The following is a 19975-nucleotide window of genomic DNA, read 5'->3' as shown; positions in this document are numbered from 1 at the left end:
GCTAGCCGACCGGCCGGCATCCCCCCTCTCCAGACGTCCAAGACAGCCGCGGCATTAGCTTTTCACGGCGCCGAGCGTCATGCCTTTCACGAAATACCGCTGGAGGAACGGGTATACGAGCACGATCGGCAGCGTCGCGACCATCGTCGCGGCCATTCGGATCGTATCCGACGAGACGGCCAGCCGCTTGGCGGAGTCGGCCATTTTCTGCGCGTCGGATACCATGCTGCCGGTCTGGTACTGATTCAGGATTTTGACCAGCACCGCCTGAAGCGTCTTCAGATCCGGATTGTACGTGAACACGTACGAATCGAACCAGGCGTTCCAGTGGCCGATCGCCGTGAACAGCGCGATAGTCGCGAGCACCGGCAGCGTCAGCGGCAGGATGATGCGGAAGTAAATATGTAGGTCGTTCGCGCCGTCGATCTTCGCCGACTCGACCAGCTCGCCCGGCAGTCCTTCGATATACGTCCGGATCAGGATCATGTAGAAGACGTTCATCAAGCCGGGCAGAATGAACACCCAGAAGGAATCGATCAGGTTAAGGCCTTTCAGAATCATGTAGTAGGGAATCAAGCCGCCGCTGAAATACATCGTGAAGATGAAATACAAGGTGACCGGCCTGCGGAGCACGAGCTCTCGGTTGCTGAGCGGATACGCCAGCAGGCTGATGACGATCACCGTCAGCGGCGTCCCGATCAACGTGCGGGCCACGGTCACCCCGACGGAATGCAATATTTCGTTGTCCGTCAAAATTTCGCGGTAGCTGGTGAAGGACAACTCCCTCGGCCAGAAGTATATGCCGCCTTTAATCGTATCGGACGCGCTGTTGACCGACAAGACCAGCACGTTCCAGAACGGATAGAACGTCGCCAGCAGCACCGCGATCAAGAAGGCGTAGACGACGCCCGAATAGACGGCATCTCCCCAAGTTCTGCTTCTCATGCTTCTCTTCCTTTCGTAGCCGAATGTCGCGTCAGAACAGCGATTGATCGTTCACTTTCTTCGCGATGCGATTGACCGTCAGCACCAAGATGAAGGCGACGACCGATTTGAAGAGTCCGACCGCCGACGCATAGGAGAACATGCCGTTCTGCAAGCCGTACCGGTAGGTGTACGTATCGATGACGTCGGAATACTGGAGCACCAAGTCGTTCTGCAGCAGGTACTGCTGGTCGAAGCCCGCGTTCAGCACGCCGCCGACCGCCAGGATGAGCAGAATGACGATCGTCGGCTTGAGCGCCGGAAGCGTCACGTGCAGCATTTGGCGCAGCCGGGAAGCGCCGTCGACCTTGGCCGCCTCGTACAGCTCGGGATTGATCGAGGCGATCGCGGCCAAATACATGATCGCGTTGAAGCCCATGTCCTTCCACGTGTTCGACGACGCGATGATCCACCAGAAATAATGGCCGTTCTGGAAGAACGCGATCGGCTCGTCGGTCAGATGCAGCAGCATGAGCAGCTTGTTGACCAAGCCTTCCGAGGACAGCAGCGTAATGATGATGTTCGCCGCGATGACCCAGGAGATGAAGTGAGGCAAATACGAGACGGTCTGGAAAATCTTCTTGAACGCCCCGCTCTTCACCTCGTTGATCGCCAGCGCCAGCAGGATCGGCGCCGGGAACCCGAACAGCAGGCTGAGCAGGCTCTGCGCGAGCGTGTTGCGCATGATGATCCAGAAGTCGCCGTTCGTGAAGAAGTACTCGAACCACTGCAAGCCGACGAACTCGCTCTTGAAGAACGATTCGAGGAACGGACCGCCCGGCTGGTAGTTGATGAATGCCATGTACAGGCCGAACAGCGGACCGTACGAGAATAATAACGTGCAGACGAATGCGGGCAGGATCATCAGCCACAGCATTTTCTGCTGCCTGAGCCGCCTGCTGATGCCGCCCGGCTTGCCGCCTTCCGACGGCGTCTTCTTCGGCCTGATCGCCGCGGTGTTCGCCGCTGTGTTCATTGCCGCCCCTCCTTATGTAGTGTGATGCGTGCTGGATTGATTCTCATTATAGGGGAGGCAAGAAGGCGCCTTCTATGCAAACATCCGCCGAATCATGCCCCAAACCGATGGAGTTTCCCGGCGGGCATTGTTGAAATACCGCACGCGCACTACAATGAAGAGAACATACCACCGCCAACATTCCGGCATGAGGAGGCTGCTTAAAGGATGTATACGATCTTGATCGTGGACGACGAGAAGCTCGAATTGGAAGCGTTCTCAGAAAATGTGCCGTGGGCATCCATGGGCATTCGGGTCATCGGCACGGCGAAGAACGGCCGAGAGGCGCTCGAGCTGATGCAGCGGCTCTCCCCCGACATTATTCTGACCGACGTCCGCATGCCGATCATGGACGGCCTGGAGTTCGCCAAGCGCGCGAAGCAGCATGACAAGAAGGTGAAGATCGTCTTCCTGAGCGGTCACGACGAGTTCCAATATATTAAGACGGCGCTCGCGGTCGAAGCCTCCGGCTACCTGCTCAAGCCGATCGACTTGGAAGAACTGACGCAGTTAATGGAGAAAGTGAAAGTCAAGTGCGAGGAAGCGAAGCTGAACGCGCAATCCGAGGAGATGGCCAAAGACAAGCTGCTCCGCCAGCTGATGACCGAGGAATCGCCGGAACAGCGAAGCCTGCTTGCGGCCCGGCTGCACCAGCTGGATCGCGCCGGTCTGCCGCAGTTCTCGTCTTACCGGGCCGCTTTTCTTACGATCGATCATGACGATGACATTAGAGAAGCCACCGAAGCAGGCAGACCCGTTCTTGATCCGCTTCGAGACAGCGTGCGCGAAGCGCTCTTCCGGAATTTGCGCGCGCTCGGCTTCCAAGGGCGCTGTCTCGATTGGGAAGCCGGCTCGCACGCGGCATTCTTCCGTTCGGAAACGGACGAGGCGGACGAGGCCGTATGGGAGCGGCTGCAGCAGCTGCTGGCCGAGGATTTTCCGATTAAGCTGACGGTGGGACTGTCGCGGTCGGGCGAACGCTTGGAGGACGCCTTCGCCTTGTTCCGCGAAGCAAGGCAGGCTTACGAGCACGTCTTCTACGAAGGCGCCGGATCGCTGCTAGCGGCAGATCGACTGCCGGAGCTCGTCACCGGGGAGATCGACATCGAGGAGACGAAGGCGCGCCTGTGCCGATCGATCGGCCATCAGCAGACCGAAGAGACGGAAACCGAGGTGGCGAGTTTTTTCCGGGAACTGCGCGATCGACGCGTACATCGGCATCTCGTCCGCTCGGCGGCGGTCAGGCTCGTATCGGGCGTGCTGCAGCATTTTGGCGCGGCGGTGAAGGAGCAGTCATTGTCGCTGACGAATAGCGAATGGACGATCATGAACGACAACGTGACGATGTCGGACATCGAGACGCACGCGCGGGATGTCTGTCACCGGCTCGTCATGGCGCTGTCGGAGAAGGACAAAGACCGGCACCAGCAGGTCGTTCGCCGCATTCGCGCGATCATTGCGTCGTCCTACCATAAGCCGCTCACCGTCGAGGACATCGCCCGTGACGTGTATTTGTCGCCGAACTACATCCGCTCGCTCTTCAAGGAGAAGACCGGGCAGACGATCCTCGAGGTGATCACCGACATGCGCATGAAGCAGGCCGCCCTCCTGCTCGCCGACAAATCGCTGAAGATCCATGAAATCTCGTCGCGCGTCGGCTACGAGAACGTCTCCTACTTCTGCTCGGTGTTTCAGAAGACGACAGGCTTGACGCCGAACAGCTACCGCAAACAAATCTGTTGATTCGGAGGAATCGCTTATGCCGCCCGTCCTCATCGCCATGTTAACGAAGCCTTTTCGGCATATGCGCCTTCGGAACAAGCTGTTCGCGCTGCTCGGCCTCGTCTCGCTCGGCCCGATCCTGCTGTTCGCCGCCTATTCGTACGAGACGATGCGCACCGAGCTGACCCGCCAAATGTACGACTCCATGGCCGGCACGACCGGCCAGGTGAGCGCGAATTTGAAGATGAAGCTCGACGCCTACTCGAAGATCTCCTCCTCGCTGTATTTGGACCGGCGGCTGCAAACGATGCTGACGAACGACTATTCCAGCGGTACAGGGTATCTCGAGGCGTACGAATATATCAACAACACGTTCAATAACGTGCTCGCGACGAATTCGGACATCGCGGACGTCGTCATTTATTCGACCAATCCGACCTTGCCGGCCGATCAGGTGTTCATCCGGCGAGCTGACGACGCGATGAAGCGGCATGCGTGGTATCAAGCGGTCGAGAAAGCCTACGGCTCCGTGACCTTCACCGTTATGGGCGAGACGAATCCGTCCAAGGAAGCGGTCGCCCAGGGGATCGAGGAACGCAAGCCGAACCGGATCGTGCTCGCCCGGCTGCTGGACAACAACAGCCTGAACTACCCTTACGGGATCTTGACCCTCGATATCCCCGAGGCGGATATCTTCGCTCTCATGGAGAAGGAGAACGTCAACAAGGACGTCTTCATCGTCGGAGACGACGGGACGATCATATCCGGCAAGGACAAATCGCTGCTGGGCCGCAATCTGTACGAGCGGCTGCACGGCGATCAGGGCGAAGGCGCGACGGGGAGCTACTTCGGCACCTATGACGGCGAGCGCGTCTACGTCGTCTTCAGCTCGGTCGATAACGGGTGGAAGACCGTGTCGGTCGTCTCCTACGACAGCTTGATGAGCAACGTGAAGCGCGCCTTCTCCCGCTTGTCCGCAGTCGGTCTCGTCACCGGATTGGTCGCCATCCTGCTCATCTATGCGATGGCCCGGCTGTTCACCAAGCGGATTGAACGGCTGCTTCACATGACGCGTCGAATCGAGCGGGAGGACTTCGACGTCCGGCCGGGCAACCCGTCGCACGACGAGCTTGGTCAGCTCTCCTTCGCCATGGTCAAGATGGCCGGACGCATGAAGGCGCTTATCAACGAGGTGTACAAGAAGGAAATTTCCAAGAAGGAAGCCGAGATGAACATGCTGCAGGCGCAGATCAACCCCCATTTTCTGTACAATACGCTTGCCTCCATCTCGGCGCTGGCCATCCGCAGCCAGGATACGCGCATCCAGGACATGGTCGGCCATCTCGCCAAGTTCTACCGGATCTCGCTCAACAAGGGCAAACGCATTATTACGTTCGGCGAAGAGCTTCGGCTGACGAAATCGTACATCGCCATTCAGCAGCTGCGCTTCCAAGGCTTGCTCCATATTCATGAGCAGATCGACGAGGCGGCTTCGCCCTATCCGGTCGTGAAGCTGATGCTCCAGCCGTTCATCGAGAACGTCATCAACCATGCGATCTGGGATGACGAAGCCGGCATTAACATCATCCTGAAGGCTCGCGTCGAAGACGACGTGCTCGTCCTGCACGTCATCGACGACGGCATGGGGATGCGGCCGGAGAAGCTCGCGCTGCTGCAGCCCGAATGGGACGGCGAGAGCAGCTCCGGCTACGGTATCCGCAACGTCGACGCCCGCATCAAGCTCGCCTTCGGCGAAGCGTACGGCGTTCAGATCTATAGCCGGTTCGGCATTGGCACGACGGTGCAGATCCGGATTCCGCTAAGCGGATTGAAGTGAACTACACTGCCCTTTCGCGCGCGCAGCAGCCTTATATGCGAAAAGACAGCCGATCCTAGGATCGGTTGCCTTTTCGCGTTTCTTCGGAGCATACACCTGCTTCATGCTGCTTCTATCGATCTCCCAGCGTTCGGACTCGCGCGTGAGCCTCAATCCGTTCGAAGCGTCAGCTTATACAGCTTCGATTCGGCCGCGCCGAGCGTGACGTTAAGCGTTCCTTTGACGTTCGATATCCTTCCGCTCCAAAGGTCCGTCACCTTATACGTTCGGCTGGCATCGAGTCCTGCTCTCTCCATCGAAACCGCCTTCTCCGCCGCCTCGCCGCCATAATTGAACACCGCCACGTAATACGCGCCGTCGTCTTTCAGCACGAAGCTCTCCGCCGCTTTCGCGCCCGTGTCGCCTTCGATCGCGCGGAAGGCTTTGCCTTTCTTCGCGACCGCGAGCACGGCTTTGTTCGCATAGAGCGCCTGCATATAGCCTTGCGCTTTCGGATCGTTCACGTCGTCGGAACCGAGGAACACGGTGCCCGTAATGACGGCCGAATTGACGCGGCTGCGCGCTTCTTCAAGCGTCGCCGCCCGGGCGAGCGTCATATGGTCCGGATCGGTATAGCGGTAGATTGTGCCGTTCTGCCACCAGCCGTAGGTCAGCGCGTTCAGCTGGTACTCGGTATCGCCGATGCTGCCGAACGTATCGGTCGCGATTCGGCGACTGTGCGCGTATTGACTTGGGAATAGCGGCGCGATCGAGGCGCTGACGAACATGGAATCGCCCACCGCGTCCGTTACGTACGCCATCCCTTCGTTGTACGCCTGCGTGCCCGTCTGCACGGCGGCATCGTAATGCTTCCCTTCCAGCGCGCCGTGCGTCAGGAAATCGAGCTTGATATATTCGAAGCCTAGGCGCTCGAATTTGCCGAGAAAATAATCCATTCGCTCCTTCGCGCCGGGGTGCGTCGGGTCGACCGCGTAAGCGCCGTCCAGCGTCGGGAGCAAATTCCCGTTCTCGTCGCGCAGCAATATATCGCCGTACGTATAGGAGGAGCCCTCCACGACCTGCGCCATATTATTGCCCCAGTAGACGAATGGCCCCCAGTAAATGCCGGCCTTCTGGCCGTTCGCGCGAATCGCGGCCACCGCGTCCGCCAGCTGCCGGTCGTTCAGATTATCCCAATACGAATCCATGTTGATATAGGTGACGCCGTCGTTTTTCATCGCCTTGAGCTGTTTCTTGAAGTAATTCGACGTATCGATGACGTCCTGATAGGAAAGCGAGCTGCCGCGAGCCCCCCAGCTGTTCCAGCCGACGGGCACCCCTTGCGGCACGCCGGAGGCGAAGGCGAGCGGCGGCGCGATGACCGCGTTGGCCTTCCCGTACGCCTCCAAGCCGTCCCGGTAATCGTCATAATAGCCGACGAAGACGGTTGGCGACAATAGCTCGGCCCCCGACACCGTCCCGTGCGGCTGCGAGTCGTGCGTCTTCGCGGAAGAGGCTCCTCCGTATACGCGAAGCGAGTTCAGCTTGTTCGCTTCGCCGATAAAATCGATGCCGGTCTTCCACGTATCGTGCGTGACCGATCCGAGGATGAGGCCTTCGCGGGTCGTATTGTCATAGACGGCCGTCACCTCATAGCTCGTATCGGACGCGTTGATCGGCACCGCTTGATAACGCACCCACATATCGTTATCGTACGGAACGGCCAACACGCGTCCATCTCCGTCGCTGCCGATGTCGATGCCGCCCTTCGTGTTCGTGACGACCGGCGCGAAGTAATTCGACGCAAGCTCCGCGTCTCCCTTCGCCACCGTGCGCGTCAGGAAGAACGGCTTCCCCGCATAAAAGGCGTATACCTGACGCAGCGTAGGCTTGCCCGCTTCGTAACTGGCGAACGCCACTTCGATGCCGCTGCCAAAGCCGTCCGATATCGGCTTCACCTCGTCCATCGCGAACCGATGCTCACCGAAACAGCTGCTCGCCAGCTCGCCGAATTTGCTGTAGATGCCCTTGGCGATCGTGTTGCCGTTCCAGCCGTAGGAAGCCAGGCCGCTGTCCAACTCGTAAAGAACCGCGTACGCCCCCTGCTCGATCAGCACGCGGTCCGCATATTCCTTCACCGTGATGCCGCCGAACGCTTGCGCTCTTACCGGATCGCCGGCTGGCGTCTGCGGGTCGGCCGCCGCCTGCTCGCAGCCTGCCACGACTTCGCCGGCCAGCGGCGCGACCGTGATTTTATCCAAATCGGGGGCATAGCCGCCGCCGTCGGCGAACAGGACGCTATTGTCGCCGGCTTGCAGCGTCACGCTGACCTTTTGGGTGCCGACCGTATTCCAGTCCGCCGTCTTCGCGAACAGGATGCTCTGCGCCGGCCCGTCGTTCACGCTGATGGCGAACGAGCGCGGATCGCCCGACACATAGTGAACGGTAATCTCATACGCCCCTGAGTCGGGAACGCGGATGCCGTTCACGCGCACGCTTGCGCCTTGATACAGATTGCCGACCTTCTTGCCGTCCGAGCAAGCGGCGCAATCGTTGACCGAGGCATTGCCGCTCAGCGTGTTCGAGGCGGATTCGCCCTCGTAGCTTTGGGCGGCCGGAACGATCGTGATCCGGTCGATATCCGGCGAATAACCGTTACCGTCCGCGAACGTCAGCTCATTCGCGCCGGCTTTCAGGTCCAACATGACCGTCTGGGTGCCGAGCGTGTTCCAATCCTGCGTTTTCGCGAACTCGACATGCTTCGTGGCCGAGCCGTTCACGCTGATGTCCGCACTGCGCGGGTCTCCGGAGATATAAGCGATGACGGCATAATAAGACCCGGCTTCCGCGACTTCAATGCCCGTCATCCGCAGCGAGCTGCCTTGATACAACCCGCCCACCTTCTTGCCCCCGGAACAGGAGGCGCAATCGGCTACCGAAGCGTTGCCGGTCATCGCATTGCCCGCGGCCTCCGCTTCATAACGGGTCCCGATCGCGTCTGCTTGAGCTTCGGCGGCGCCGGAACCCGCTTCCTCGCCGGACGCAGGCGGCGCTTCCGCATAACCGGCCGTCCCCATTGCCGCGGAGAGCGCTAGCAGCAGCGCCAAGCACAACGTAAGCGTTTTCTTCATGGGATTTCTCCTTTCGTGGGTTGGTGCTTCCCTGTTACATGTCAACTGTAACGGAACGCGATCCCCCCGGACAATCCAAGAATCCTCCGAATCATAACGCAAAATAAAGGAGTCTTGCCGAAGCAAGACTCCTTTGCGCCATCTCTATTTACTTGCGATTACCGCTCGTTGCGCCGCTATACGTTAAAGCGGTAGCCGACGCCCCAGATCGTCTCGATCATTTGCGGCTTGGACGGCTGATGCTCGATTTTCTCCCGCAGCTTGCTGATATGGACGGTGACTGTCGCATTGTCCCCGATGGCGTCGAAGCCCCAGATCCGCTCGAACAGCTCATCCTTCCGGAACACCCGATTCGGATGCGACACCATGTAGAGCAGCAGGTCGTATTCCTTCGTGGTCAGCGTCACCTCGCGCTCGCGGACGAACACTTTGCGCGCCAGCTTGTCGATGGTCAAGCCATTGAGCCGCAGCTCGTCCTTGGGCGAAGACGCGGCCGGATTCGTCTGCGACGTGAGACGCTCGAATCGGTTCAGATGGGCTTTCACCCGCGCGACCAGTTCGCCGACGCTGAACGGCTTGCAAATATAATCGTCGGCGCCTAAGCCGAGGCCGCGGATCTTGTCGATCTCCTCCCGCTTGGCGGATACCATGAGGATCGGGATGTGCTTCACCTGGCGCACCTGCTTGCAAATTTCATAGCCGTCGACGCCGGGGAGCATCAAATCGAGCAGAATGAGGTCGATGTCGCCGCCGATCGCTTTCTGAAGGCCGAGCTCGCCGGTGGCCGCGATGTCGACGGCGTAGCCGCTGGCTTCCAAGTAATCCTTCTGCACTTCGGCGATGACCGCGTCGTCCTCGATAATCAGTATCGTCTTCATTGCGCCCCTCCCGGCAAGTCGTAGTTCTGGATCTGCAGCGAGAACGAGATGACCGTGCCCGCCCCGAGGACGCTGTCCGCCCAGACCCGGCCGCCATGCTCTTCGATAATTTGCTTCACGATGGCCAGCCCCAAGCCGCTCCCTCCGCGCTCGGAGGTGCGAGCTTCGTCCGCCCGGTAGAATCGTTCGAATATGTGCGGAAGCGCCTCGCGTTCGATGCCGGGTCCATTGTCCGCGATGCTGACCGTGACGATGCCCCCGCTATTCGCGGTTCGACCCGTCTCCAGCTTGAACGCAAGCTTCCTCGCCGGCTTCTCCATATGCTTCAAGCTGTTCTCGACGATGTTCATGATCGCCCGGCTCAGCTTCTCCCTGTCGGCCATCACGAATACGGGTCCGCCGCGGGGATGCTCGAACGCGATCTCGAGGTCACCCGTGCCGGCTTCGTTCTGAAGCCGCAGTTCTTCCGTGCAATCGACCAGGAACGCCGTCAGGTCGACCGGGAGAAAGTGAAACGGAATCTTCTTCAGATCGAGCTTCGAGAACAAGAACAGCTCCTCGATCATACGGTCCATGTCGGCCGCTTTGCGGTGAATCATGTTGATGTATTTCAACTGCTTCTCCGGCGTGTCGGCTATGCCGTCCCGCATGATATCCGCACATCCCGCGATCGCCGTAATCGGCGTCTTTAGGTCGTGGGAGATGCTGGAGATCAGCGCCTTGCGGTCTTCCTCCACTTGCAGCTGGACGCGGATCGACTCTTTCAGACGCAGGCGCATCTCTTCGAACGCGCCGCCGAGCTTGCCCAGCTCATCCCGGCGCTTCTTCATCTGAAGCGGATGATCGAGATCGCCTTCCTTGATATGCTCGGCCGCAAGCTTGAGCGCCTTGATCGGACGAATGATGCTTCGCGAGACGAAATACGTGAGCACGCCGTTCGTCAGCACGACGGCGCCGATCAGCGACAGCGCCGCGATCGGGAAGAAGAAATGAATAAGTCCGTTGAACTCGGTAATATCCGCCACGTAGTAGACCTCGCCCGCGCTGCCGTCTTGGAACGTGACGGACTCCCGAGAGACCGAATAGTCGCGATCATTCAAGGTAAACTCCGGATTGGACCACTCGTCCTTCGGTTCGGTGCCCAGCTTGCCAAGCAGCTCGGATTGTACCGCGCTATTCACGAGCGGAGAGACATACGTGAATTGCCCCTCTTTCTCGATGATGATGACGGCGTTCACCGCATGCAGCTTATCGCCGATCTTTCGCAAATAGTCGCGGTCCTCCAACAGGACGGGATCATAATCGAACATGTAGGACAGCCCCGAAAAATGCCGTTCCTGCTCCTCCATTCGCGCATGGTACGCCTTCATTCGCTCGACGGATTCGATCTTGAACGGAGGATCGACGCCGATTTTCTCGCTGTACAGCATGATCAATAGTCCCATCATCGCCAAGACGAACAGGGCGACGGGCACGAAAATCATCGCGATATAGGACAAGAGCAATTTTAACCGGATCGACATAGGTTCCTACTCCTTGGGCGGCCGCCGACCCGCGTGCCGGGTCTCGTTGCCGTTCTTGGGCTGCGTATCGGCGGATACCCTCCTCCGGTACAGCCGCGGCGTCAGAACGATTGCTTCTCGAACCTGTACCAGCCCGCCGCATAGCTAATTATACCGTGCGCCAGCAAGAACATGAATAGCGCGATCGCATGTTGAACCGACGGAAGGCTGCCCAGCCAAAGCCGATACCAATCCGTTTGGGCGAAGACGTTCCACGCCGAAGACGAAGGGTAGACGAGCGGCAGCAGCTTCCCGCCGAGATAGAGGAACAAGAGAAACAAGAAAGCACCCGTGCCGCTTGCGAACCACTGTGCGACGAAGGAGGCGATGAGCGCGAGCACCATCATCGGGACGAAGGCCGCCAAATACACACCCAAGCTGTGCATGAGCCCGAGCGCAGAAGCGCCGCTGCCCATTCCGGTGAACAGCTCGGTCAGCCACGAGACGAGCCACACTTCGCCGAGCAAGAGCAGACAGAACGCCGCGACCGCCGTCAACTTGGACGCATAGACCGCCGACCTGGCGATCGGCCTCGTCACGACGAGCTTCATCGTGCGGGCCGTCTTCTCGCCGGCGAAGATATCGGCCGTCAGCATGAACAGCACCGGCGGCAGCCATAGCACGGCCAGCAGATCCAACATGAGCAGCGGCAATCCGGCCGCCCCTCCGGAGCCGATGAAGCTGACGCCCGTCTGCCCGTTCAGTCCGCCCAGCAGCACGCCCGCCGCAATCGGGACGAGCGCGGTGAGCCCGATTAGCAATCGGACTTTCCTCATGGCGAAGAGCTTCTCGATCTCGTTGCGTACATTCGCGGTATAGCTAGACATGGGCCATCGCCTCTCCTTTCGCCTGATGATGGATGGCCGACATATAAGCCGCTTCAAGCGTCACGCCGCCATGGGTCAGCTCCGAAATCGGCCCCTGCTTCATTAGCGTACCGCCGGCGATCATGCAAGCATGTGTGCACACCTGCTCCATCTCTTGTATGCCATGGCTGGAAATAAGGAATGTCGTGCCCTCCTCGCGCGCCAGCTTGGCAATCAATCCGCGCAGCCACAGCATGCCGTCGATATCCAGCCCGTTCGTCGGCTCATCCAGAATGATGAGCGCGGGCCTTGCAAGCAGCGCCGACGCAATAGCCAGACGCTGCTTCATCCCCAGGGAGAACCCGGATACTTTCTTGCGTTTCTCGTTCGACAATCCAACCAGCTCGAGAACCTCGCCGATCCTCTCCTTCGGGAGATCCGGATAAAAGCGGGCCGCAAGCTTCAAATTGCGCTCGGCGCTCATGTATTCATAAGCGTCGGCCGTCTCGATCAAACAGCTGACGCGCGACATCGCCGACTCGAATCGGTCCCGGACGTCATGGCCGAAGAGCTCGACGCTGCCGCTGTCCGCCTGGCACAAACCGGTCAGGATTTTCAGCAGCGTCGTCTTCCCCGCTCCGTTCGGGCCGAACAGCCCCCATACTTCCCCTTTGCCGACTTGGATGCTAAAATCCGAGATGCCGCCGCCGCCCTTGTATCGCTTGGTGACCTGCTTGATGATCATGACCGGTTCCATGCCGCAATCGCTCCTCTCTTAGGCGTAATTACCAGCCGTGCCCGTGATGCTCGGCATCATCCGGCTGCACGGTCTCGACTTGCTTGCCCGTCAAATCCACCGTATCCGGCACTACCTGCTCCCGATCCGTGACATCCAGCGCCAGCTCGACCTTTAGCTCATGGCTCTTACCTGATGCGTCTTTGCCGGATACGACGATCTCCGCCGTCTGGCCGGTTAAGTAGTTGTCTTTATCGATCCCCGCATCCAAATTGATGGCCGTCACGCGAACGTCATCCACCAGTTCTGGGAGCTCCACGTCCAGCTCATGCGCCGTGCCGGTTTCCCGGTTCGCTTCGTTCATCTCATCGTGATGCTCGGCGGCTGCCGTCGCCAGGAAGGAGCCGATGGCTTGAACCGGGGCCGGGATCTGGGCGCTATTCAGGTGAAGCGCCACCTGCTTGCCGCCGTCCTTGCCTTCGGTCAGCGTCACTTGATTGCGAAGCTGGCCGACCAGCGTATCGATGACATTCTCGGCCAGTTCCGCGTGCTTGCCGTGCATGGCATGTTCTTCGCGCGCGACCTTATCCCCCGATTCCTCGCCATCGTCTTCGATCACTTGATAGATCTCGCTGTCCCCTTTCTTCAGCACCGTCTGGCCGCCCTGATGATAGACGTTCATCGACTTGCTTTCCTTGCCGTTCGTCATCTGCACGCTCGCGCTGCCCGCACCATTCGCCTTGTCGCCTTTAAAGGTCGTGCTTGCGCTAAATAACGTCGCGCCGTTGTCCGTTAGTTGAAACGATGCCGCGCCCGCGATGCTTGTAATCGAGCCCGATTGCTTAAGCGCATCCTTGTACGCTTCATACCCCGACGTGCCCGCGCTTGCCGATAACCCGCTCGCCAGCAGCATGACCGCGCCAATCCCGATTCCGGTTCCGATCATCCATTTCTTCTTCATGTATACCTTCCTCCTCGTTATTCATCCCGCGTCCGGTTGCGCGCTCTGCGTTCCGTCCGCTGTTAACAGAATAACCGGCACCTCTAAAGCGCCTCTAAGGAAAGTCTTAAAAAAGTATAAATCTTCCTCCCCCTTCCCCCTCCGCTGAGGGGAACCAAAGGACTTCGCCCTCTGGACTCCCTTCTTCGTGCAGCCTCAATTGTTCGCGGTCGGCGGCTTGGCTTGAGCGGGGCACGCTTTTGTCCTGTCGGACAAAGCTTCCGTGGATTTTGAAGTCCATCCTAGGACATAAGCCTGTCAACTATAGGTCACGGGTGGCTTCACCCGACGTTATTTCTTAACCTCACAGCATTGCCCCTCCGCCGAGGGAGTTCCAAAGGACTTCGCCCTCTGGACTCCCGTTTTCGAGCAGACATGCAGGGGTAGTGGACGGCGGGCGTTTTCGAGCGGAGCACGCTTTTGTCCTGACGGACAAAGCTAACGTTGTGTCTGCACAACAACCGAAGGCTGCGGATACTTCAACCCGATCGTTTCCCTCTGGACTCCCGAAATAAGCGTGACTCGGTTCGCGGCCGTCTTCGATGTGTCCTATCGTGCGCAGCCCGCTTGTCCTTTGGACAGGCTTTTGTTCGAGCTTCGTTCGTTACGGTTTGCCTTGGGGCGGTATCCTGCAGGCTTGCGCGCTTGATGCGGTTGCGTGCTGACCCTTCGCTTTCGTCCGCTCCCGCGGACACGCTCTATGTTTCAACCACATGGCAATTTACCTAAACAAAAAGACCGCTTCAACGCGATCGTCGAAGCGGTCTTGGGTAGTACTTCCTATTCAAACCAATCGTTCATGCGCTAAACTCTCATCGAATTGGATCGATCCCGTTCACCGATTGCAATTGCTAGTTGGCGAGCAATTCGGCCAGAGCCTTGAGGAATAGAAGAAGGAGTTCGTCGTAGCTCATGCTTTAACCACCTTTTGTAAGTATTTGGGACGCCAGAACCTCGCTAGCTGCGGTTGGACTCGCTTGGAATCGCTTGCAAGACTAAACGTCGTTGTCCTCGCCTATCGGCTGCTGATCTCTCCTTTCATCATGGCGCCCAGCGCCCGTGATGGGGGAATACATCTCATATGTATGCGTCACGCCTCGTATTTCTGACGAGATTGTTTAGATTATGTTCATGCGTTGGCGATTCCGGACCCCAAACGAAAAAACCGTTCGAGGAGCGCTTTGCTCGGTTCGAACGGTCTTAGGTTGATCCAATTTACTGCATATAACCTGCATCATGAAAGGTTTTCGGTCCGGCCTAGAAATTGCGACTCGAACCGTTCCGCCGGAAGCGGACGGCTGAACAAGAAGCCTTGTATTTCATCGCATTCGAATTCGGCCAGCTTCGCCAGCTGCTCCGGCGTCTCGACGCCTTCGGCCAGCACCTTCATATGCAGATTGCGCGACAGCGCGATGATCGTCTTGACGATGGCCGCATCCCGTTCGTCCGTCGAAATATTCGTAATGAACGAACGGTCGATTTTCAGCTTGTCGATCGACAAATCCTTGACGCAGCTGAGCGACGAGTATCCCGTGCCGAAGTCATCCATCGCGATCGATACCCCGATGGACTGCAATTGCAGCAGGACGGATTTCGTATGGGTCAAATCGATCAGCGCCGTGCTCTCGGTAATTTCCAGATGCAGCGTCTGCGGCGAGATCCGGCTTGCGTGAAGAACGTCACGGACACACGCCACGAAATCATAGCGGCCGAACTGCTGATACGACACGTTCACCGACATGATCAGGTCCGGGGAATAGCGGTGCTGCCACGCGACAAGCTGATGGCACGCCGTCTTCAGCACCCAACGTCCCAATTGGTCAATGAGGCCATATTCCTCCGCGACGGGGATGAACACGGAAGGCGCGATGGCGCCTCTCTCCTTGTGGAACCAGCGCACAAGCGCCTCGGCGCCGATCAGCTTCTTGCTTTTGAGATCGAACAGCGGCTGGTAATACACCTCGAGCTCTTCCTCGGCGATCGCTTTGCGCAGCTCGCCCACGAGCGCGCGCTTCTCCACCATCAGGTCGCAAAATTCACTGTTGTAGAATTCGAAGCGGTTTTTGCCCGCTTGCTTCGCCTTATACATCGCCATGTCGGCATTCTTCAGCAGCTTCTCCGACGTGTCGCCATCCTGCGGATAAATGCTGATGCCGGCGCTGACCGTAATATAGTGCTCGACATCCATGACCTCCACGGGCTTCTCGAAATAACCGATGATCCGCTTGGCCATCTCTTCCGCTTCCCGCGGGCTTGCGATCGGCAGGAGCAAGGCGAACTCGTCCCCGCCGAAACGCGCCGCAATGCCGCGCTCCTTCAGCATGCGCAGCAGATCATGCGAGAATTGCTGCAGCAGCCGATCGCCGGCGAAATGCCCGAACGTATCGTTGATTTCTTTGAAGTTGTCCAAATCGAGGAACATGCACGCGAACATCCGGCCGTCGGCATCGGATTGCAGTAACAGCTCGTCCATCCGTTGATGCAGCAGCATCCGGTTCGGCAAGTCAGTCAGCGTGTCATAGTACGCCATGTGCGTAATGCGCTTCTCCGCCTCTTTCCACGCCGAGATATCTTTGGCAATGCCGTAGACGCCGACGATGGCTTCGTTCACGACGATCGGGATATTGATGATCATGAACGGAATGGCGCTCCCGCCCCGATGGATCAGCGTCGTCTCGAACGTGTGCGGCTTGCCGGCATAAGCGTGCGCGATGCTTTGCTTCATGGGAGACTGATCCGCATCGCTTATGATCGCATAGAGCGACTGCACCTCATGATCGCGATAGCCGAGGATATCCTGGAACTTCCGGTTCTTCGTGAGGAACTCGCCGCTCGCGTTAACCGAATACACGATATCGGGGTTGTATTCGACCAGCGACTTGTAGCGCTGCTCGGACTCGTCCAGATAGGCATTCAGCTCGAATAATTCATCCGTCGAGACTTGAGCCAGATTGGACATGGCCTTAAGCACGTCCAGCTCTCCCCATTGCAGCGGACGCGCCGCCTCCTCCGGCGGCGCATGCCGGCGAGGCTCGTCGTTCTCGGCCAGAATGAGCAGCGTCATGGAGTGGTTGAGCACGATGTTGGACTGCTGATGATGATAAAATTCGCCGTTCGTGAAAAATCCGACCGAAGGCGCCAGCTGCTGCAGCGGCTCGATTTCATAGCCGATCGAATGGAAGATGAAGTTCTTCCGCGCTTCGCAGGAATAAATGAAGATCGCCTCGGACGGAATATCCATCAGCTGCTCGACCAGCCGCTTCGAACGATCGATGATGAGCTCGGGGTCGCCGAAGCCGAATCGGACCACGTCCCCGTTCCGGACGTTGCCGGACAGCGTGACGGAGCCGTCTTCATGCACCGCGATAATATCCCGGCAAATCTCGATGCCCTCTTTTTGCACGATCAGCGGGAAGTTTTTGCTCTTCTCCACGATGTGTTCCGCGATGCCCTCGCCCAAATATTTGCGATAGAGCGGAATGACGTTCTTATGGTCGATGCGATAGAGCCGTTTGCCCTCGGCTTGCGTGACGGTGTAGCGCTTGCCGATTTGATTCCAGCTGAGACTGTACGCGTTCGCAGCTTGCAAGTCCCGACCGGCCAGCGATATGCCGACTGCGCCTGTTCGCATTGCCTTTGGTCCGATAATCAGCATCCGCTCGCCGTCCAACTCGGCCGCAACGCCCCCGGCGAGTATGACATCCGGGTGGATATCGCCGATCCCTTGCAGGAAGTCATCCGAATTGTCCATGGCGCCGGTAAAGACGATCATCGCCTTCATGTCCGGATGGCTTAATTGGCGTGCCAGCTTTTGGCCGGCTTCATACTCGTTCGCGCCGGGCGAAACCTCGACCGATGCGGATACGAGACTCGACCGTTCGAATTCCGTAATGGACACGACCGTTGCCTGTTCACGGACGCCGCCATCCATGATTTCCCCAGCCGACGTGCACCCGATAATCGCCGCCCCGGGCAAGCGCGATCCAATGAGCGACGCGATGGGCTCGAGAGATTGACTCCGGGACGCGGACGCGAAGATTTGAACGAGTATCGCGCTCGTCTCGCCGAACGATTGCGCCCGCATCCATTCGCTAAGGCGTTCTTGATCCTGATAGTCATGTTGATGAACGCGCAAGTTGGTATTCTCCCTTATCCCTGAAGTTCTCGCCTGCGAAAGAGACGATGGTTCTGGTTGTCTATTATCGTTCGTTCCCAGCCACGATCGTCCGGTTTTTGCCCGATCGTTTGGCCTGGTAGAGGGCCATGTCCGCTTGATGGAACAGTTCCTCCCGGCTCATGCCGGCGTCTAGCTTCCGCACCCCGATGCTGACCGTCACCGGTTCTCCGTTCAACTGCTCGTGCGTTCGTTCGGAGATGGCTTGCCGCATCGCCTCCATCTGCTCCACGACCCGGGTCGCATGCTTGCCGACGCTGAGCACGGCGAACTCTTCTCCTCCGTATCGGGATACGAAATCGTCGGCATCCTGGTAAGCCTGCAGCTGCCCGGCCACGTATTGAATGACCGTATCGCCGGCGGCATGCCCGTAAGTATCGTTCACCCGCTTGAAATTGTCGATATCCAGCAGAACGAGATGCACGTGGAGCGTATGAGCCTCGGGCACTGCCAGCACGTTGGTCAGATGCTCATGGAAGGAACGGTGGTTGTACAGTCCCGTCGCCGAATCGATCCGGCTCAGCTTCTCCATGAGCGTGTTCTTGGTCTGCAGGTCCTGCTTCTCCTGCGTCACCTTCACCAGCTCTCGGGATAAGGCGAACGCATGCTTGCGCAGATTGTTGATGATGAGGGCGGTCGCGACCAGCAGCGCAAGGAGCATGATCAGTTCGGATGCGGTCAAATTCGCCCGGATGACGGGCGAAAGGCTCAGGATGACGACGACGCTGAGCAGCGCCTGTACAAGCGTAAACACGATCAAGCGCCTGCTGTAGAAATAGAGCGACAGCAAGAGCGGAATAATCAAACAATAAAACACGATCGATAGTTCATATAACGAGACGATGATGATGCATATAAACAAATTCACGCCGATGATCAGCTGATATTCCGCATAGGGCCGATCCTTCCGGAATAGCCAACCCATGAAGGCAATGACGGCCGCCATCTTCATCACCGGGAAGACGATCGCGTACCAGAAGAAATCCGAGCCGTCATGCTCGGTAAAAAAGAGCTGCACGCCCGTACCCAACACGTACAGCACCGTAATTAACCAACAGCTTCGCAGGATATCCGGATATAAGCCGCGACGGTGTCCATCATAGAGGTTCATTCATTCAGCCTGCCTTCTGATGCCTGTTCTTGTGAAGTTCGTCACGTTCGGTTCACCTTATTCATTTCTGTGCCCGCATGAATTATCCTGCTGTCGAATTCCGCCTCGACCCTAGTAATATCAAGCTCTATTGGTCGAAACTGGCACTCTCGCAAGCCCTCCGATGCAGCGCATACCGTCAACTTTACCGCAAATTGGGTATAGTACAAGTAAGCAATTAACAAATATGGAGTTGATGAACGATGAATCGAAAGCTGCTCATCACCGGCGCGGCCGGCGTTATCGGCGCCCGCGTCACGGACGGACTTCGCGCGCTCGAACGTTATGCCATCACCGCGGCGGATCTGCACCCAGACGCTAGTCGTGACATCGTCCCGCTCGATGTGACGGATGCGGAACGACTTCTTGAGCTGACCGAAGGCGTGGACACGGTGCTTCATTTCGCTTGGGCGAAGGACCAGGACGACTTCCTCGGCAAGGTGCTGCCGATTAACGTAACCGGCGCTTACCAGCTGTACGAGGCGGCCCGCCGGAACGGCGTGAAGCGCGTCGTCTTCGCCAGCTCCAATCACGCGACCGGGTACTACAAGGTCGGCGAACCAGTCGAGCCCGATTCCCCCTACCGCCCAGACAGCTTCTATGGGCTAAGCAAATGTTATATCGAACTGCTCGGCAGGCTGTATGCGGACAAGTACGGGATCTCGTCGTTCAATATCCGGATCGGTAATTTCCCGAAGGACGACCGGCCTCATTCGGATCGCGCCGCGCATATTTGGATTTCCGAGCGGGACATGGTGCAGTTGGCCGAGCGATGCATCGAGGCCGATCCGAATATCCCGTTCCTCTGCCTGTACGGCACCTCCGCGAACACGGATAACTACTATGATATCGGGTATTTAAAAGAGCTGATCGGCTATGAACCGCAGGACGACGCCGCGCAGCTGATGGAAGCCGCTCGGAGCAGCCGCATCCCCGTGAAGCATGACGAGACCGTCTATCAAGGCGGCGTTCCGAACTCATAAATGACGAACAACGAACAG

13 protein-coding genes are annotated in these 19975 nt (G+C 58.3%); 3 read left to right on the top strand and 10 right to left on the bottom strand.

All coding sequences use genetic code 11. The features are described from left to right. Positions 1 to 54: 54 nt before the first annotated feature. Positions 55 to 945, bottom strand: a complete 891-nt coding sequence (locus ACFSKT_RS01955; RefSeq protein WP_377720123.1) for a carbohydrate ABC transporter permease — start codon at positions 943 to 945, stop codon at positions 55 to 57. Between the two features lie 31 nt (positions 946 to 976). Beyond that, the gene (locus ACFSKT_RS01950) at positions 977 to 1861 is read right to left on the bottom strand and encodes an ABC transporter permease (protein WP_377720626.1); all 885 of its coding nucleotides are present in this window, start codon (positions 1859 to 1861) and stop codon (positions 977 to 979) included. Between the two features lie 306 nt (positions 1862 to 2167). Between ACFSKT_RS01950 and ACFSKT_RS01945 the strand changes: the two genes are divergently transcribed. Further along, positions 2168 to 3742: a response regulator gene (locus ACFSKT_RS01945; RefSeq protein WP_377720122.1), complete on the top strand. Its 1575-nt coding sequence runs from the start codon at positions 2168 to 2170 to the stop codon at positions 3740 to 3742. Positions 3743 to 3758: 16 nt separating this feature from the next. After that, positions 3759 to 5558 carry a cache domain-containing sensor histidine kinase gene (locus ACFSKT_RS01940; protein ID WP_377720121.1) on the top strand — a complete coding sequence of 600 codons (1800 nt, stop codon included), beginning with the start codon at positions 3759 to 3761 and terminating at the stop codon, positions 5556 to 5558. Positions 5559 to 5707: 149 nt separating this feature from the next. Here the strand turns inward: ACFSKT_RS01940 and ACFSKT_RS01935 are convergent, their stop codons facing one another. The 8 genes from ACFSKT_RS01935 to ACFSKT_RS01900 all read right to left on the bottom strand — a co-directional run bounded on the left by ACFSKT_RS01935 (position 5708) and on the right by ACFSKT_RS01900 (position 18935). After that, complete coding sequence (locus ACFSKT_RS01935) at positions 5708 to 8668, bottom strand: carbohydrate-binding protein (RefSeq protein WP_377720120.1); 2961 nt, start codon at positions 8666 to 8668, stop codon at positions 5708 to 5710. 176 nt (positions 8669 to 8844) lie between these two features. Beyond that, complete coding sequence (locus tag ACFSKT_RS01930; RefSeq protein WP_377720119.1) at positions 8845 to 9546, bottom strand: response regulator transcription factor; 702 nt, start codon at positions 9544 to 9546, stop codon at positions 8845 to 8847. Next, complete coding sequence (locus tag ACFSKT_RS01925; RefSeq protein WP_377720118.1) at positions 9543 to 11069, bottom strand: sensor histidine kinase; 1527 nt, start codon at positions 11067 to 11069, stop codon at positions 9543 to 9545. The genes ACFSKT_RS01930 and ACFSKT_RS01925 overlap by 4 nt, the downstream gene beginning before the upstream one ends. A gap of 101 nt (positions 11070 to 11170) precedes the next feature. Continuing rightward, the gene (locus ACFSKT_RS01920; RefSeq protein WP_377720117.1) at positions 11171 to 11935 is read right to left on the bottom strand and encodes an ABC transporter permease; all 765 of its coding nucleotides are present in this window, start codon (positions 11933 to 11935) and stop codon (positions 11171 to 11173) included. Beyond that, on the bottom strand, positions 11928 to 12671 hold the full coding sequence (locus ACFSKT_RS01915) for an ABC transporter ATP-binding protein (protein ID WP_377720116.1): 744 nt from the start codon (positions 12669 to 12671) through the stop codon (positions 11928 to 11930). Before ACFSKT_RS01915 ends, ACFSKT_RS01920 begins: the two co-directional genes overlap by 8 nt. Before the next feature lie 28 nt (positions 12672 to 12699). Continuing rightward, entirely contained in the window at positions 12700 to 13611 is a 912-nt protein-coding gene (locus ACFSKT_RS01910; protein WP_377720115.1) for a hypothetical protein, read from the bottom strand. A gap of 1273 nt (positions 13612 to 14884) precedes the next feature. Beyond that, complete coding sequence (locus tag ACFSKT_RS01905; RefSeq protein ID WP_377720114.1) at positions 14885 to 17785, bottom strand: bifunctional diguanylate cyclase/phosphodiesterase; 2901 nt, start codon at positions 17783 to 17785, stop codon at positions 14885 to 14887. 64 nt (positions 17786 to 17849) lie between these two features. Further along, positions 17850 to 18935 carry a GGDEF domain-containing protein gene (locus tag ACFSKT_RS01900; RefSeq protein ID WP_377720113.1) on the bottom strand — a complete coding sequence of 362 codons (1086 nt, stop codon included), beginning with the start codon at positions 18933 to 18935 and terminating at the stop codon, positions 17850 to 17852. Positions 18936 to 19177: 242 nt separating this feature from the next. Here ACFSKT_RS01900 and ACFSKT_RS01895 point away from each other — a divergent pair, with 242 nt between their 5' ends. Continuing rightward, positions 19178 to 19957 carry an NAD-dependent epimerase/dehydratase family protein gene (locus ACFSKT_RS01895; protein ID WP_377720112.1) on the top strand — a complete coding sequence of 260 codons (780 nt, stop codon included), beginning with the start codon at positions 19178 to 19180 and terminating at the stop codon, positions 19955 to 19957. Positions 19958 to 19975 lie beyond the last annotated feature (18 nt).

This window comes from Paenibacillus xanthanilyticus, assembly GCF_042682185.1.
Lineage (GTDB): Bacteria > Bacillota > Bacilli > Paenibacillales > Paenibacillaceae > Paenibacillus_Z > Paenibacillus_Z xanthanilyticus.
Note: the sequence above shows the minus strand (reverse complement) of the source record. Positions and strands in the feature narration are given on the sequence as shown.